This is a genomic window from Clostridium boliviensis, from assembly GCF_033342255.1.
In the GTDB taxonomy this organism is placed as follows: Bacteria; Bacillota; Clostridia; order Lachnospirales; family Lachnospiraceae; genus Lacrimispora; species Lacrimispora boliviensis.
Window position 1 is genome coordinate 114,786 of the sequence record NZ_JAWONS010000102.1, and the last position, 16,890, is coordinate 131,675.

Sequence of the window (16,890 nt, forward strand, 5' to 3'; positions counted from 1 at the left end):
GTAATTATAGTGATTTTCCAAATAAATAATAGTTAATTTTTATAAATATTTTATATTTATAAGTATTCTAAAATGTCATTACAAAATAGTATAAACATATTTTCCTTCGCGTCATTCTGTATTATAATAGTGTTAATGACAAAACGTACATTTTAAAGTGAATTTTTACGATTTATCAGTAACTAAAGGGGGCTAAATGATTATGACAAAATGGATTGATGATTTCCTGGCATTGGCGAAATACAAAAATTTTTCATCAGCTGCAGAGAGTATTTATATCTCTCAGTCAGCATTATCGAAGCACATCAAGGCAATCGAGAACGAACTTGGAATTGTACTGTTTATCAGAAGCAATACAAAAGCGGAACTTACGGAAGCAGGTAACATTTATCTGGAATATGCACTGAATGTTCGCCAGTGCACCCAGGATTTAAGAAACAAATTACAGAAGTTTAGTTCAGCCTGTTATATTACTCACATAACAGTAGGAACCATTCCATGTCTTGCAGAATCCGGAGTTATGCAGACGCTTCTTGATTTTCAGGAGAAGTTTGGCAATTATTCCATAGAAATTGTGGAAGACGACCAGACGCATCTTCTCAAGCTGCTGACTCAGCAGGAAGTTGATGCTGCCATCTGCCGCACTGACTTACTGACAGATTCGGAATATGATGTCATCCCTCTTGTAACAGATGAGATGGTTCTAATTTGCAGCAAAAATGTATTTCCTTTTGAGCAGGGCAGCGAAATTGATTTGACCGGATTTAAATTTGATCATATTTATACCATTGCCAAAGAGTCTGATATTTACAGGCTGACTAAAAAACAGCTTTACGATATAGGATATACAGGCAGTATCTCCGGTACATTTCCCAGGCATATGATGCTCTTGTCTTTTTTGTCTCAAAAAGGAGGCTGTGCTCTATTACCCCGGCAGCTTACTAATCTTCAAATGTTTCCACAACTTACCTACTATAGAATCAGGAATTCAGTTAAAACTACCATCGGTTTTGCAAAATTGTCCTCCAATAATTTAAATCCCCAGTTACTTGATAAATCAAATATGCTGTTTGATTTTCTAAAGGAACTGTGATCTATTGACACTGCCCCTGGAATTCGTTATAATTCTTTAAAGTTCCAGATAAGACAAGTGTTATGATTATACGGAGGTATCAATGATGAAATATAAAACACACGGAGTATGTTCACAGGAAATTAACTTAGAGATAGAAGGCAGTAAAGTTGCTCATGTACAGTTTGTTGGTGGTTGTTCCGGCAATACCCAGGGAGTTTCAAGACTGGTAGAAGGTATGGAAGTAGACGAAGCCATTCGCCGTCTGGAAGGAATTAAATGCGGATTCCGTCCAACCTCCTGTCCGGACCAGTTATCCAAAGCATTAAAGGAATATAAGGAAAGTCATTAATATGAAAAGGGCTGCCAGATGAGCGGATTTTTTCCGGCATCTGGCAGCCCTTGTTTTATATTTATGATTCTCCGAATACCGCTCTGTAATCAGCCTGAAATTTAGCAATTCCCTGAGCCGTTAACGGATGGTTAACCATTTGTTCCAGGATCTTATACGGGACCGTTGCAATATCGGCGCCTGCTTTTGCACAATCGATTACGTGAATGGGGTTGCGGATACTGGCAGCGATAATTTCTGTTTTTATATTGTGTACTTTAAAAATATCGGTAATTTCCCGTATCAGAACAATTCCTTTCATTGAAATGTCATCAAGACGCCCCATAAACGGTGATACATAAGCCGCTCCTGCACGCGCGGCCAAAAGGGCCTGGGGTGCCGAAAATATCAGAGTTACATTGGTCTTTATCCCTTCTGCCTTTAATACCTTAACTGCTTTCAGACCTTCCGTTGTCATCGGAATTTTTACTACCATATTGGGGTGAAGGGCAGCAATTTCCCGTCCTTCCCGGATCATACCATTTGCATCAACCGTTGTTGCCTTAACTTCCCCGCTGATGGCACCATCAACGATAGATGCGATTTCCTTTATAACTTTTTTAAAATCCCGTCCTTCCATGGCAATCAGGGAAGGGTTCGTTGTAACGCCGCAGATGATCCCCATGTCATTTGCTTTTCTTATGTCCTCTGCATTGGCTGTATCAATAAAAAATTTCATGTTTTCCTCTTCTTCCCTATACAAGACTTCTGATATTATCAATCTGGTCTTTATCAAGCTTTAATATATCACTGTTCTCCATAGAAGTATTTGAATCTTCAATTAAAATCAATTTGGTATCTTTCTGTGTTATCGTATTATGCCATAAGGCTGCCGGTATATTAAACACCTTCCCCGGAACCATTTTAACAGAGTTAAATTCTAGTCCGCTTTCTGTTTCATTGGCATATACAAGGGTACATGTGCCCTCTGTCAGCACAAAGAGCTCATCTGTTTTATTATGCCTTTCCAGGCAGTCAATACCGGTAATGTCATTGGCCGGTTTCCAGTTTTTAATGCCAACAGTCCATTTTTCATTTTCATATACTCGCTGCATGCCTTCTCCGGCAAATTCATACTGTGCAATATTCATTTTTAGGTAACTCTCCTTTTATTTTAACATCTCTCTGCAAGTTTTTACTACATGTGCTGCTGTCAGACCGTACGCTTCAAAAAGCTGTTCCGGTTTCCCTGACTTTCCAAACTTATCCTGAATTCCCATGATTGCAAATTCGGCCCCTGAATGACCGGCCAGAACTTCTGCGACTGCAGAACCAAGGCCTCCGATTACGGAATGTTCCTCCAGAGTTACAATGCCTTTACAGGTTTCATTCATTTTCAGAATAATATCTTTATCAATCGGTTTTATGGTATGCATATTTACGACAGCGGCATGTATTCCCTCCTTTTCAAGTTCCTCAGCAGCCTTTAATGCCTCAGAAATCATCAGACCGCAGGATATGATGCAGACATCACTTCCCTCCTTCATCACATTTGCTTTGCCCGGAATGAAAGGAGTATCTGATGTTGTAATATCATCACAAACAGGTCTGGCTACGCGGATATACACCGGACCGTTAATTTCTGCAGCGGCCATAACTGCTTTTTCTGTTTCACCTGGATCACAGGGTACAAAGATCGTCATGTGAGGCATCTCTCTCATAAGAGCAATATCCTCAAAAGACTGGTGGCTTCCCCCGTCTTCTCCTACAGACAGCCCGGAATGGGAAAATCCAAACTTTACATTTGCATTGGTATAACAGATCGAATTGCGTATCTGCTCATAGGCGCGCCCCGCTCCAAATAAAGCAAATGTACTTGCAAATGGTATGTATCCTGTGCTTGCAAAACTTGCTGCCGTACACATCAGGTTACCTTCCGCAATTCCCATATTAAAGAAACGGTCGGGATACTTCTCTTTAAACATGCAAGTCTGGGTGGCATGTGCCAGATCAGCATCCAGCACCACTACTTTATCATTTTCTGCCCCTAATTTTACAAGGGATTCTCCATATGCAACTCTCAGCGACTTTCCCATTTATACTACCTCCTGTTCTCTCATTGCCTGGGTAAATTCTTCCGGATTCATTGGCCTCCCATGCCAGCCGTACTGATTCTCCATGAAGGAAACACCCTTTCCTTTTATGGTATTGCAGCAGATAAATTTCGGTTTGCCAGTTACCGGAGCCTTTAACGCCTTAGTTATGGCACTGATATCATGTCCGTCCACTTCCATACATGCAAACCCAAACGCTTCAAATTTCTTTAAGATATCTCCCAGACTCATTACTTCTTCATTACTTCCATCAATCTGAAGCCTGTTATAATCCAGCATAAATGTAAGATTATCCAGATTATAATGGGCGGCTGCCATTGCGGCTTCCCATACAAGTCCTTCCTGGCATTCTCCGTCACCAAGGATTGCATAAACCTGATAGGACGCACCTGCATGCTTAGCCGCAAGCGCCAACCCCATTGCAAGAGATGCTCCCTGCCCCAAAGAGCCGGTATTCATATCGATTCCAGGTGTTTTTGTGCAGTCCGGATGCCCCTGAAGGTGGCTGTCAATCTGCCTGAGCCCAATCAGATCCTCCTTTGGGAAATAACCCATATCTGCTAAAATTGCATATAATGCAGGGCATGCATGTCCTTTGCTTAATACCAGACGGTCCCTGTCCGCTTTATCAGGATTCTCAGGGTCAACGTTCATTACTTCATAATAAAGCGCCATAAGCATCTCTACACAGGATAATGATCCTCCGGGATGTCCTGACTGACAGGCAAATAACATATTAAGAATGTCTGCCCGCAATTCCTTTGCTTTTAAATCGTACTTCATAATTATTTTCCTCCTTATTATCGGCTTAACCTTTTACAGCTCCCGCCGTCAAACCTTCCACTAATCGTTTCTGAGCGAAGAAGAACATGATACAAACCGGTATAATAGTTATGATTCCTCCCGCTGTAAGTAAATCCCACTGAACACCAAGCTGTCCGATCAGACTCTTTAATGCTACCGGAATGGTACGTGTTTCTGTATTGGTAAACATCACGGCAAATGTATATTCATTCCATGATGTCATGAAGATATAGACACCGGTGGCAACCAGGCAGGGTCCCAGAATCGGAAGAATGATCTTCACAAAAGCAACACCTCTGTTGCATCCGTCTACCAGAGCCGCTTCCTCAAGAGACATGGGAAGATCATTTAAGAATCCCAGCAGCAGCCATACGGAAAATGGAATGGTAAATGTGGTATAAGACAAAACCAAAGAGGTGGGTGTGTACAAAAGCCCCAGTTTACGCATAATGGAATACAACGGAATCAGCAGCAATACCGTCGGAAACATATTATTGCAAAGGAAGGTGCACATAAGAATCTTTCTTCCTGCAAACTGATATCTGGAGAATGCATATGCTGCGAGGGTTGATGCCGTTAATGACACCAAAGTCGTCATTGCCGCCACGATAAAACTGTTCTTGATTGCTTCAAGGAAATTAACCGTAGTCGTAAAAAGCTTCCTGTAGGACTCAAACGTTATTGATTTCGGCCAGTATGTGACCGCCATTCCATACAGTTCTTCCTCAGGCTTTACCGATGTAATAAACGTCCAGTAAAAAGGAAATAAAATAAAGAGCATTATTAATGTCAGCGGAAGGTACACACACACGATCTGTCTTATATCAATTCGCTTCTTCATCCTTATACCTCCTCTTTAAAGTTCATTTTCAAATATGGAACTGAAGCAAATAACAAAATTACGGCCAGCAATATTGCCATTGCAGATGCATAGCCCAGATTTAATGCATTTCCCTTATTGAAAATATAAACACTGAGCGTCTGCGTAGAATAAGCCGGTCCTCCTTCTGTCATGTTAAAGATCACATCCACAGAATTGGCAACCCAGATGACACGAAGCAGTACCGTAACATAAATCGTGTTTTTTATGGATGGAATGGTTATATAAAATAATTTCTGCCAGAAAGATGCCCCATCAATGTCAGCAGCTTCATAAATCTCAGTGGACACTCCCTGCAAAGCAGCCAGAAGCATCAGTGAAAAGAATGGAATCCCCTGCCAGATAATTGTCACAATGACACTGGGAAACGCAGTCGTCACCTGAGAAAGAAACGGAATTTTATTGGTTATCAAATGAGTTTTTAACAACAGATCGTTTAATACGCCAAAGTTACCATCATAAATCCATCTCCACATTAACCCGATCAAAACGCCCGGAGTTACCCAGGGAATCATGCTGACTGCCCTTATCACTCCCCGCCCCGCAAACTCTTTATTCAGAAAAAGAGCCAGGATAAAACCAAAAAGGAACTGAAAACCAACACCACACACCACCCAGACTATGGTCCGAATGAGCGCCCCCTGAAAGAGCGGATCCCTGCATGCTGCCATATAATTGGAAATTCCGTTAAATGCAATCTGTTTCGGCCTTCTGAGATCATAATTCTGGAAGCTCATAATGATTGCATTGAAAACCGGTATAAATACCACGCACAGGATGATCAGCACTGCCGGAGCAACTAATAGATACGGCCATATCGTCCGTTTCTTAACCATTCGTATTTCCCCTCCTAACTGATTGGGGCTGCATACGAAGCAGCCCCGACATATAAAACTCCTATTGATAAAGTCCATCCTGTAAGGTCTGCATACACTGTTTGGCAGAAATGCTTCCAGTCAGCGCCTGAGATACAGTATTTGGCCAAAGATTAGAAATCCATTCGGTTGTTGTATCAAGAATTGGAACGATGCCTGCATAACCCTGTCCGTCAATGGACGCTTTCATAAAACGGTTATTCTGGAAGAAATCAGATGCCTGAACGCTCTTACTTACAGGAACATTTCCGGTTCCCTCGCACCACATTTTCTGACCTTCCCCCGCTGCTAAATAAGATACCCACTCAAAGGCAGCCTGTTTATTCTCACAGGATTCAAATATAACTGTTTCCGTATCACCCATTGATGTCCACTGACTCTTGCCTGCGGGGAATGGGAAAGCAGAAACATCATCTCCGAATAGCTTTTCCATATCCTTGCTGGAGCCTGTGTGGTGAATGGTCATTGCCGTGAGCCCTGACTTGAAATTGGCAATGATCTCGCTAAATCCGTCACTGGTCGCTGTAGGAGGTACATAGCCTTTTTTATAAATATCAATGAAATCCTGCATGCCCTGTTCCGCCTCAGGAGTCGTCAGATCTTCAAAGCTGCCGCCCCGTCCATAGACAAAACTTCCCCATGGCTCCTGGCCTCCTTTTGCACCTCTCATACCAAAACCGTATACGTCAGTCTTTCCGTCACCATTCGTATCCATGGTACACTTTTCAATTGCCTGCAGAAATTCTTCATAGGTCTTCGGTACTTCGATTCCTGCCGCTTTAAAGATGGAAGGTCTGTAATATACATAAAGCACCTGAATATTCCACGGCATTACATAGATCCGCTGCATATCTCCAGCCTCTACCATAATGTTATAAATATTATCATCAATATCAGATTTTTTATCCCAGGCATCAATCATTGGAGTTAAGTCAGCCAGAAGACCGTTATTAACAAATAATGGCGTGGAAGTGAGTTTCCAGGTTGCACAGTCTACATCTCCGCCGCCCATTTTTGCATTAAATAAATTCTCCGAATAAGCACCTCCATCCCACGGGCTTTCTTCCCCAATAACAGTAATACCTTTCCCGTTTTCAGCATTGAATTTCTTAATGATATCCTGCATAAGCTGGGAATAATCTGTATTATCGGCCCAGTAACGGAATTTTATTTCACACGGTTTAATTTCAGCGGCAGGTGCCTCACCCTCCTTTGACGCAGCGGCCACTGTGCCTGCTGTTGTTGTCTCCGCCACTGCAGCTGTTGTTTCTTTGCTTCCCGATGAACAGCCTGTCATTGCTCCTGCTGCCATAAGAGCTGCCATGGCAACTGCCATCATTTCCTTTCCAAATAATCTTTTTTTCATTTTTGTTCCTCCCTTTCCCTTACATCAGTTAATGTATCCCACACATGCCGCTCGGCCAGAAATTTGGCTTCCATATAGTTGCCGTCGGCAATTGCTTTATAAATACCCCTGTGGCTTTTTTTTGCCCGTTTAAAGCTCTCCAGGTCATTATGGGTTTCTACGTGGCTGCGCCGAATGGATTCATTGATAATAGGAACCACCCGAATGAGCACTTCATTATGCGTGCATTCTGCAACAGCTGTATGGAATTGAACGTCCATCTCCGCCGTAGAAGTGCTGTTAATCTGAATCTGATCCATTTCCTGAACAAGCCTCTCCAGATTTTTAATATCCTGGGGGGTTGCCCTCTGCACAGCCAGACCGGCGATTTGAGGTTCAATCAGCATACGGGTTTCAAAAAGATTTTGGATCAGGTATTTTTGATTGGTAAAATGCAGTCCCAGCGGATCTTCTCCTATGCCAGTTCCTGCGCTGATAAAGGTTCCGCTTCCCTGACGGATGACTACAACATTTTCTGCTCTTAAAAATTTCATGGCTTCTCTTAAAGTAGATCGGCTCACCTCAAACAGCCCTGCCAGTTCTTTTTCCGTTGGCAGCCGGTCACCCGGCTTCATTTCCCTTTGGATGATCATTGTTTTTACCTTTTGCGCAATGGCCATAGGTAGCGCATCAATATTCTGCATCTTATCTGAATCTCTCCTCATGGCATTCTCCTTTACCAAAATCACGTTTGGCGTTTTGCATATATTTTATTTTTTTATCCGCATTTATTTGGTAATTTTTATTCATCATCTGACCTTATGCTAGCATAACATATGATGTATGTAAATATACTTTCAGCAATTATTTTAATTTTCATCATATTATAACAATTATTTTATTATTTTTTGTTAATTTTGTATAATTGTATAGGAAAATTCATCATACCTTTGATATATAGATCATACCAATTGGTATGTTATTTATTGTTTTTAATATTTTATTTGAAAAATTCATCAAATTAAAATTATGATTTTTTAAGCAATTGAATTAAAGGTAACTGCCCAATTACTTTTTAATTTTATAACTTTAGTCCATTGATTTTCCTGCTAATTACAGTATTATTTATGACATTTTGGAATAATTTGAAAATCCCCTCCTTTTTTATTGACAAATAATTTTTACTATTTTAGTATCTAATTATAAATCTGGGAAAACCGGTTCAAATAACTGATTCGGAATCCAGGCAGAAAGAAAGGGGATAAGATATGAGAAATGGAAAAAGAATCATCAGTATCATCACTACCTGCTTCATGATCACCGGCCTGTGTATCATCAGTTCAACACCTGCACAGGCAGCTTCAAAAGATTATTATGTATCAGCAAACGGCAGCGACTCCAATAACGGCCAATCAAAAGACAAGGCATTTAAGACAATCGATAAGGCATTAAGCAACGCGTCCGCAGGTACCACCATTTTTTTAATGAATGGCACCTATCGCTCCTCAAAAACATATAAATTAAGCAAGAGCGGCACCTCCAGTTCACCCATTAAAATCTTAAATTACAGCGGCCACAAACCAGTCGTTGACTTCTCCAGCCAGCCATATGCTGACAGCTCCAGGGGCTTCCAGATTACCGGAAATTACTGGATTATTTCTGGTCTGACCATTCAAAATGCCGGAGATAACGGAATACATATCAGCGGAGGGAATAACCGGGTACTGGACTGCTTCATTACCAAATGCGGCGACACCGGCCTTCAGATGAGCAACGGTGCCTACAATAACGAGATTACACGTGTTACCTCAACCTATAACTATGATGCCAAGACCAATGGTGAGAATGCAGATGGTTTTGCAGCCAAATTAAGTATTGGAAGCGGAAATGTTTTTAAAAACTGTATTGCACTTAACAACTCAGATGACGGTTTTGATTTCTATTCCGCCGGCAATGCAGTTAAATTATATAACTGTGAAGCTTCGTACAATGGTAAAGGCGATGGAAATGGACAAGGCTTCAAAGTCGGCGGAAATTATACTCGTGATAATCATTACCTGGAAGGCTGCACCGCCATTGGAAACAGGAAAAGAGGGTTCGACCAGAATAACAATACTGGTTATATCACCCTTAAGAATTGTACCGGAAAGAACAACAACGTTAACTTCTATTTTCCAAAAGCCCCCTCATCAGGGACTCACAAGTTTACAGGCTGTATTTCCAGCGGCGGTGCAAGTAAAGATGTCATCGTCGGCGCTACTGTTGAAAACTGTTCATTTAAAACAAAGTAATATAAAAGCTGCCGGTCTTTCCCTCATGGGGAGGACCGGCAGCTTTATGCCTGATCACGTATTAACGGTCGAGCAGCCTGCATAAGGCCACTCCTATTACAGTGGAAAAAAGTGTGGCTGCAATCGCAGGCCCCACTATTGCCGTAGGATCCAGACTACCGTACTGGCTTCTGTAAGCAATCATATTAACAGGTATCAGCTGGAGTGATGATATATTAATAATCATAAAGGTGCACATTTCGTTACTGGCAGTTCCCTCGGAAACGGGTTTGCGGATTTTCTTTCCCTCCGAATACTCTTTTCTCCTGGTTTTTTCTAAATCCTGTAAGGATTCCATTGCTTTTAACCCGGCAGGAGTTGCGGCCCAGCCCAGCCCCAGAATATTGGCTATGATATTCGTGGATATATGTTCCAGAGAAGGGTGCTTATCGGGAATCCTGGGAAACAGGAAATGCAGAATTGGTCCCATCTTTGAAGACAGCCGCTCAATCAGCCCTGATTTCTTCCCTATCTCCATCAGTCCAGTCCAAAAAGACATAATTCCAAGCATGGTAACACACAACATAACGGCTTCCTTTGCAGAGGTTAGAGCTCCATCCGTTACAGCACTCAAATTACCATGAAGCGCTCCCCATATAACCCCTGCCAGTATCATAAATGCCCAGAGATAATTTAACATCCGTCATTCCACATTTCATTGTTTTCTTTTATCCTATTCCCCAAAAGTTAAGTTTATGAGCAAAGATCCTTTATTACTTCCTCTACTGTTTCCATCTTCTCTGCCCTGTAAGCATTGCTTCCGCAAAATACCAGACCTTCATCGGTTCTTCCTTCTGCCGATGAAATCAGCGCTTTTGTAATACAGTATGGTATCGTCTTTTTGTCACATTTCTCCAGACAATCGTAGCAGTGTTCCAAACGGAACGGAGTATCTGCTACATGGTTTAAGAATGAATTTTTTATGGCTCTGCCCGGCATCCCGACCGGACTTTTTGTAATAACGATATCCTCTTTCTTCGCCTGAATATAGGCGTCTTTAAACTCCTGGGGAGCATCACATTCCTCGGTTGTCACAAACCTGGTTGCAACCTGAACACCGTCAGCACCCAGATCAATCTGATGCATTACGTCCTCATGCGTATATATTCCACCCGCAGTAACTACAGGTATCACTTTATTATACTTTTCGCCATACTCTCTCACAAGGCGGATAATCCCTCTTATTTCCTCGTCATATTCTGACTGATGGAATGTGCGCTCCACATCCTCTGTATCTACGCCCAGTTCCGCCAGATCGTCTCTGGAAAATCCAAGATGTCCGCCTGCCAAAGGGCCTTCCACCACAACCAGGTCCGGCGCCTGATGGAATTTGCGGTCCCACATTTTACAGATAACCATTGCTGACTTTACTGTAGAAACAATAGGGGCGATCTTTGTTTTCAGCTTGATACCGGCCTCTTCTGCTGCTTCCGCCACATATTCCGGAAGACTTACAGGCAGGCCTGCTCCAGAGATGATAATATCCGCTCCGGCCATTACCGCTTTTTTTACATAGCTGGCGTAATTTTTGGTGGCAACCATAATATTAAAGCCAATAATTCCATCTGGTGCAATTTCTCTTGCTTTTTTCATTTCCTCACCGATTGCACGCAAGTTGGCTTCTAAAGGATTCTTAAGGAAATCCGGCTGTTTAAAACCAATCTGAGCCGTTGATATAATTCCCACTCCTCCGGCCTTTGCCACAGCTCCGGCAAGGGATGAAAGACTGATTCCAACTCCCATTCCGCCCTGTATTACCGGATATTTTGCCACCAGATCTCCAATTACCAATGGTTTTAATGTTCCCATCACATTCTCCTAAATCTATCATATCTTTGATTTGCAAGTTCTTCCCCAGTCATAGAAAGAAAATCTGTAAAGAATTCCATCAAGGCCCGGTCTATTTCCTTTGCGATTTCCGGAAGGTTTTCCGCACAGGCAGGCTCTTCTTCCGGTATCACCCTCTCAATCAGACCAAGATCCATCAGATCTTTTGCTGTGATTTTCATAACTCTGGCTGCATCATTCGCTTTTTTACTGTCTTTATACAAAATGGAGGCAAAGCCTTCCGGAGAAAGAATGGAATAGATGGAGTTTTCCATCATCCATACTTCATTGCCTACTGCCATGGCAAGCGCTCCGCCGCTTCCGCCCTCTCCTATCACAATAGAAAGAACCGGGACTGTTAAGTCTGTCATCTCAAATAAATTTCTGGCGATGGCCTCGCCCTGCCCCCGCTCCTCTGCTTCAAGACCGCAGAACGCTCCCGGGGTATCCACAAAACAGATAATCGGACGTCTAAAACTCTCTGCCTGCTTCATCAGCCTTAAGGCCTTTCTATACCCTTCCGGTGACGGCATACCAAAATTACGCCTGATATTATCCTTTGTATTCTTTCCTTTTTCCTGCCCGATGACTGTAACAGGCATACCATGAAAAGTGGCAATTCCGCCTATAATTGCTCCGTCATCTTTAAAATAACGGTCTCCTGCAAACTCCATAAAATCATCAAAAAGCTGATGAATATAATCAGAAGCTACCGGACGGTCCGCACTCCTGGAAAGCTGTACCGTATCCCATGGGCTTCGTTTATTCTTCTTAGACCAGAAACCGCTCTTTTTTCCACACGGGTTATGATCTTCTACCCGGTTATCCACACAAAACTCTTCCTGATTGTGTGTATTGTGGAGCCTTAAAATCGCGGTTAGTGTATCCTTCATCTCTTCTCTTGGAACAATTTTATCGACAAATCCATGCTCCATTAAAAACTCTGCCCTCTGGAAGCCTTCCGGCAGCTTCTGTCCTATGGTCTGCTCAATCACACGGGGGCCGGCAAAACCTATTAACGCTCCCGGCTCAGCAAGGATGATATCTCCAAGCATCGCAAAGCTTGCTGTGACACCACCAGTTGTTGGATCTGTCAGAACGCTGATATAAAGCTGCCCCGCCTTATGATGTCGTTTTAATGCCGCTGAGGTTTTTGCCATTTGCATTAAAGACACGATACCCTCCTGCATTCTGGCTCCGCCTGAGCATGCAAATAAGATTACAGGCAGCTTCGTTTCAGTAGCACGCTCCACAGCTCTGGCAATCTTCTCTCCTACCGCATGCCCCATACTGCTCATAATGAATCCTGCGTCGCAAACCCCTAAGACAGTCTTCTGACCATTGATTTCGCAGATACCGGTCACTATGGCTTCTGAAAGTCCTGTTTTTTCTCTTGCCGCAGCGATCTTCTTTTCATATCCGGGAAAATCAAGAGGATTCTCAAACTCCATCTCTTTATCCCATTCTTCAAAAGTCCCCGGATCTGCAGTCATTTCAATTCTCCGATAAGCATGAACCCGGAAATATCCTTTACACTTTGGACAGATGTAATGACTATTCCTGACATCCTCCCCATAGATTGGCTGGCAGCATTTATTACATTTTTTCCATAGCCCTTCCGGTATATTTGGTTCCCCCGTTTTTTCCACAGTCCTGTATTTACTGTCAATCAGGGTATACGTCTTCTTAAACATGTCTCTTAACATAAGATCTGCTCCTTTCCCTGCTTACCGGACATAATCCGGGAAAAATTTAGGAATAAAATCCGTATCCACGTCACCGTCTCGATATGCCTCATGGCTTAAAATATCAAACTGAAAATCTATATTAGTTTCAATTCCTTCAATAATCAGTTCTCCCAGGGCACTTCTCATCTTCGCAATAGCTTCTGTACGATCCTTCCCATAAACAATCAGCTTCATCAGCATGGAATCATAATTTGCAGGAACCTTATAATCATTGTAAATATGGGTATCAATTCGTACTCCATTGCCTCCCGGTACATGGACATTTTTAATAAGACCAGGGCAGGGCATGAAATTTTTCGACGGGTTTTCTGCATTAATTCTGCATTCAATAGCATGACCGGCAATTGTGATATCAGACTGCGTCACACTCAAAGGTTCTCCTGCTGCAATCCGGATCTGCTCCTTTATCAGGTCCAGTCCGGTTACCATCTCTGTTACCGGATGCTCTACCTGGATTCTGGTATTCATCTCCATGAAATAGAAATTCTTATCCTTATCCAGCAAGAATTCAATAGTCCCTGCATTTACATATCCAACCGCTTTTGCTGCACGAACTGCAACCTCACCCATCTGGTGGCGAAGTTCCTCTGAAATTGCGGCAGAAGGTGATTCCTCCAGAACCTTCTGGTGCCTTCTCTGGATGGAGCAGTCCCGTTCCCCCAGATGAATGACATGACCTATCTGATCTGCAAGTATCTGGAATTCAATGTGTCTTGGTTTTTCAATATATTTCTCAATATACATGGTATCATCGGAAAAACCTTTTACCGATTCCATCTGGGCATTTTTAAAATTAGCATCAAAATCATCCATACTTCTGGAGATTCGCATTCCTTTTCCGCCGCCGCCTGATGACGCCTTAATCATAACAGGAAATCCGATCCGCTCAGCCATTTTTTTGGCTTCTTCCACATGGTGAACTGCTTCCTTGCCTCCCGGAACTACCGGAACGCCTGCTTCCATCATGGTTTTTCGGGCTTCCGATTTATTTCCCATCTTATTGATGATTCCTGCATCCGGTCCGATAAAGGTAATGTTGCATTTTTCACAAAGCTCCGCAAATCTGGCATTTTCAGAAAGGAACCCAAATCCAGGGTGAATTGCATCTGCTTTCATGGCGACAGTTGCAGTGAGAATCCGTTCCATATTTAAATAGCTCTGTGTTGACGGTGCGGGACCAATACAAATGGCTTCATCTGCCAGAAGGGTGTGAAGGCTTTCCCGGTCTGCTTCCGAATAGACCGCAACCGTTTTAATCCCCATCTCCCTGCAGGCTCTTATGATTCTTACCGCAATCTCACCGCGGTTGGCAATTAAAATCTTATCAAACATTGGTCTCCACCTATCCAATCATAAATGTCAGTTCTGCACTGGCTGCAATCTTACCGTCAATGGTAGCAACCGCTTTCCCAACGCCTACCGGACCCTTTCTTTTTATGATTTCACATTCCAGCTTTAATTTGCTTCCGGGAATGACTTTCTGTTTAAATTTAGCTTTGTCAATTCCACCGAAATACGCAATCTTTCCTTTATTTTCTTCCATGCTTAAGATCGCAACCGCTCCAACCTGTGCCAGAGCCTCAATGATTAAAACACCAGGCATAACCGGTTCTTCCGGAAAATGTCCCCGAAAAAAAGACTCATCATACGTGACGCATTTATACCCTGTTGCTTTTATACCTGGCTCCAGCTCTTCAATGCAGTCTACCAGTAAAAACGGGTGTCTGTGAGGAATAATTTCCTGAATTTCTTTTATACCTAACATCATACTCTCTCCTTATGTTTAAAAGAGAGGTCCGACCCTGGACCTCTCTTAGATTTTACAATAAATTACCGGATACGGAACAGAGGCTGACCGTATTCCACCACATCTTCATTTCCAACCAGAACGGCTTCTACCACACCATCGTATTCACATTCAATCTCATTCATCAGCTTCATGGCTTCAATGATACCAAGTGTCTGACCTTTCTTAACCGTATCTCCGGCTTTTACGAACGGTGGGCTGTCTGGTGAAGAAGCGTTGTAAAACGTTCCTACTAACGGAGAGGATACTACTTTATCGGTAGCCAGTATCTCCGCTTTTTCCGGATCCATTCCATTCTCCAGAGTTTTCGTCTCCTGACCGGCATAAGCAGGAATCTCCAGACTTCTCTGAACAAAATCTCCTTCTGCTGCAATCACCATCTGTTTCTCTTTCTTTATGGATAACTTAATATCTCCATCTTCCAGCCTAAAACTGGTGAGACCCTGTTCTGAAACGGCCTGCATCAGTCTGATTACATCATTTATTTCCATTATAAATGCCTCCTACTGTTCAAACTTCTTTACAAGAATGCTGGCATTATGACCGCCAAAACCCAGGGAATTGCTGATAGCATAGGTTATGTCACAGGAAACCCCTTCCCCTTTTGTATAGTTTAAATCACAGCCTTCTCCTTCTGTTTCAAGACCTGCAGTAGCATGAACGAATCCATCCAGTATAGATTTCACACAGGCAATGAATTCCACGCCGCCTGCCGCACCCAGAAGGTGCCCAACCATAGATTTTGTGGAACTGATTTTCACATTTTTAGCATGTTCACCCAAAGCGGCTTTAATTGCCATGGTTTCAAATAAGTCGTTGTGATGAGTGCTGGTACCATGAGCATTGACATAATCCACTGAGTCTGCTGTAATACCGGCATCCTTAATAGCATCAGTCATAGCTCTTGCAGCCCCGCTTCCGTCCTCAGCCGGAGAGGTAATATGGTATGCATCACAGGTTGCCCCGTAACCGACTACTTCTCCGTAGATTACGGCATTTCTGGAAAGCGCGTGTTCCAGTTCTTCCAATACCACTACGCCTGCACCTTCTCCCATGACAAAGCCGCTTCTATCCTTATCAAATGGGATGGAAGCGCGGAGTGGATCATCTGAAGTAGTAAGTGCAGTAAGAGCCGTAAATCCGGCCACACCGATAGGTGTAACGCTTGCTTCCGCACCTCCAGCCACCATCACATCCACTTCCCCATACTGGATTGATCGGAACGCCTCTCCAATGGAATGCGTTCCTGTGGCACAGGCCGTCACTACGTTAATACACTTCCCCTTTAATCCGAACTGAATCCCCACATTTCCTGCTGCCATATTGGATATCATCATGGGAACCAAAAGAGGATTGACTCTGCCCGGACCTTTTTCCAATAATTTTTTATGCTCTCGTTCTAAGGCCTGCAGACTTCCAATCCCGGAACCCACACTAACGCCCACACGATAAGGATCTTCTTTTTGCATATCAATTCCTGACATTTCAAGCGCTTCCTTCGTAGCTGCCACTGCAAACTGGGCAAAACGTTCCATGCGCTTGGCGGCTTTCGGATCCATATAATCCTTTGGATCAAAATCCTTTACCTCTGCAGCAAGTGTTGCTTTAAAATCTGATGTATCGAACTGAACAATCGGCGCAACTCCAACCTTTTTTTCTTTCAGACCATTCCAGAAACTATCCACATCCTTGCCAATTGGAGTTATTGCTCCCATACCGGTTACTACCACTCTTCTATTCATACCGTTACTCTCCTT

18 protein-coding genes are annotated in these 16,890 nt (G+C 42.9%); 3 read left to right on the forward strand and 15 right to left on the reverse strand.

Annotated features, from left to right (window positions below; translation table 11 throughout):
• Positions 1-202: 202 nt before the first annotated feature.
• Positions 203-1,093 (forward strand): LysR family transcriptional regulator, encoded by an 891-nt coding sequence (locus tag RZO55_RS05775; RefSeq protein ID WP_318063336.1) that lies wholly within the window; start codon positions 203-205, stop codon positions 1,091-1,093.
• 85 nt (positions 1,094-1,178) lie between these two features.
• Positions 1,179-1,424 (forward strand): TIGR03905 family TSCPD domain-containing protein, encoded by a 246-nt coding sequence (locus tag RZO55_RS05780; RefSeq protein ID WP_318063382.1) that lies wholly within the window; start codon positions 1,179-1,181, stop codon positions 1,422-1,424.
• A 61-nt stretch (positions 1,425-1,485) separates the two neighbouring features.
• On the opposite strand, the gene fsa is transcribed toward RZO55_RS05780, so the two are convergent.
• The 8 genes from fsa to RZO55_RS05820 all read right to left on the reverse strand — a co-directional run bounded on the left by fsa (position 1,486) and on the right by RZO55_RS05820 (position 8,146).
• On the reverse strand, positions 1,486-2,142 hold the full coding sequence (fsa, locus tag RZO55_RS05785; RefSeq protein ID WP_318063337.1) for a fructose-6-phosphate aldolase: 657 nt from the start codon (positions 2,140-2,142) through the stop codon (positions 1,486-1,488).
• 16 nt (positions 2,143-2,158) lie between these two features.
• A complete protein-coding gene (locus RZO55_RS05790) occupies positions 2,159-2,554 on the reverse strand; it encodes a cupin domain-containing protein (RefSeq protein ID WP_318063338.1) in 396 nt (131 codons plus the stop codon).
• A gap of 18 nt (positions 2,555-2,572) precedes the next feature.
• The gene (locus RZO55_RS05795; protein ID WP_318063339.1) at positions 2,573-3,499 is read right to left on the reverse strand and encodes a transketolase family protein; all 927 of its coding nucleotides are present in this window, start codon (positions 3,497-3,499) and stop codon (positions 2,573-2,575) included.
• Complete coding sequence (locus tag RZO55_RS05800) at positions 3,500-4,300, reverse strand: transketolase (protein ID WP_318063340.1); 801 nt, start codon at positions 4,298-4,300, stop codon at positions 3,500-3,502.
• 25 nt (positions 4,301-4,325) lie between these two features.
• Positions 4,326-5,162, reverse strand: coding sequence for a carbohydrate ABC transporter permease (locus RZO55_RS05805; RefSeq protein ID WP_318063341.1), 837 nt, complete (start codon positions 5,160-5,162; stop codon positions 4,326-4,328).
• 2 nt (positions 5,163-5,164) lie between these two features.
• Positions 5,165-6,037 carry a carbohydrate ABC transporter permease gene (locus RZO55_RS05810; RefSeq protein WP_318063342.1) on the reverse strand — a complete coding sequence of 291 codons (873 nt, stop codon included), beginning with the start codon at positions 6,035-6,037 and terminating at the stop codon, positions 5,165-5,167.
• A gap of 61 nt (positions 6,038-6,098) precedes the next feature.
• The gene (locus tag RZO55_RS05815; RefSeq protein WP_318063343.1) at positions 6,099-7,442 is read right to left on the reverse strand and encodes an ABC transporter substrate-binding protein; all 1,344 of its coding nucleotides are present in this window, start codon (positions 7,440-7,442) and stop codon (positions 6,099-6,101) included.
• Positions 7,439-8,146, reverse strand: coding sequence for a FadR/GntR family transcriptional regulator (locus RZO55_RS05820; RefSeq protein WP_318063344.1), 708 nt, complete (start codon positions 8,144-8,146; stop codon positions 7,439-7,441). The genes RZO55_RS05815 and RZO55_RS05820 overlap by 4 nt, the downstream gene beginning before the upstream one ends.
• A 543-nt stretch (positions 8,147-8,689) precedes the next feature.
• Here RZO55_RS05820 and RZO55_RS05825 point away from each other — a divergent pair.
• Positions 8,690-9,712, forward strand: coding sequence for a right-handed parallel beta-helix repeat-containing protein (locus RZO55_RS05825; protein ID WP_318063345.1), 1,023 nt, complete (start codon positions 8,690-8,692; stop codon positions 9,710-9,712).
• A gap of 61 nt (positions 9,713-9,773) precedes the next feature.
• On the opposite strand, the gene RZO55_RS05830 is transcribed toward RZO55_RS05825, so the two are convergent.
• The 7 genes from RZO55_RS05830 to fabF all read right to left on the reverse strand — a co-directional run bounded on the left by RZO55_RS05830 (position 9,774) and on the right by fabF (position 16,875).
• A complete protein-coding gene (locus RZO55_RS05830) occupies positions 9,774-10,391 on the reverse strand; it encodes a nucleoside recognition domain-containing protein (RefSeq protein WP_318063346.1) in 618 nt (205 codons plus the stop codon).
• 53 nt (positions 10,392-10,444) lie between these two features.
• Entirely contained in the window at positions 10,445-11,560 is a 1,116-nt protein-coding gene (locus tag RZO55_RS05835) for an NAD(P)H-dependent flavin oxidoreductase (protein ID WP_318063347.1), read from the reverse strand.
• Entirely contained in the window at positions 11,560-13,284 is a 1,725-nt protein-coding gene (locus RZO55_RS05840; RefSeq protein WP_318063348.1) for an acetyl-CoA carboxylase carboxyltransferase subunit alpha, read from the reverse strand. The genes RZO55_RS05835 and RZO55_RS05840 overlap by 1 nt, the downstream gene beginning before the upstream one ends.
• A gap of 21 nt (positions 13,285-13,305) precedes the next feature.
• Positions 13,306-14,658, reverse strand: a complete 1,353-nt coding sequence (locus RZO55_RS05845; protein WP_318063349.1) for an acetyl-CoA carboxylase biotin carboxylase subunit — start codon at positions 14,656-14,658, stop codon at positions 13,306-13,308.
• 10 nt (positions 14,659-14,668) lie between these two features.
• The gene (gene fabZ / locus RZO55_RS05850; RefSeq protein ID WP_439100025.1) at positions 14,669-15,091 is read right to left on the reverse strand and encodes a 3-hydroxyacyl-ACP dehydratase FabZ; all 423 of its coding nucleotides are present in this window, start codon (positions 15,089-15,091) and stop codon (positions 14,669-14,671) included.
• Between the two features lie 65 nt (positions 15,092-15,156).
• Complete coding sequence (accB, locus tag RZO55_RS05855; RefSeq protein ID WP_318063351.1) at positions 15,157-15,624, reverse strand: acetyl-CoA carboxylase biotin carboxyl carrier protein; 468 nt, start codon at positions 15,622-15,624, stop codon at positions 15,157-15,159.
• A gap of 12 nt (positions 15,625-15,636) precedes the next feature.
• A complete protein-coding gene (fabF, locus tag RZO55_RS05860) occupies positions 15,637-16,875 on the reverse strand; it encodes a beta-ketoacyl-ACP synthase II (protein WP_318063352.1) in 1,239 nt (412 codons plus the stop codon).
• Between the last annotated feature and the right edge of the window lie 15 nt (positions 16,876-16,890).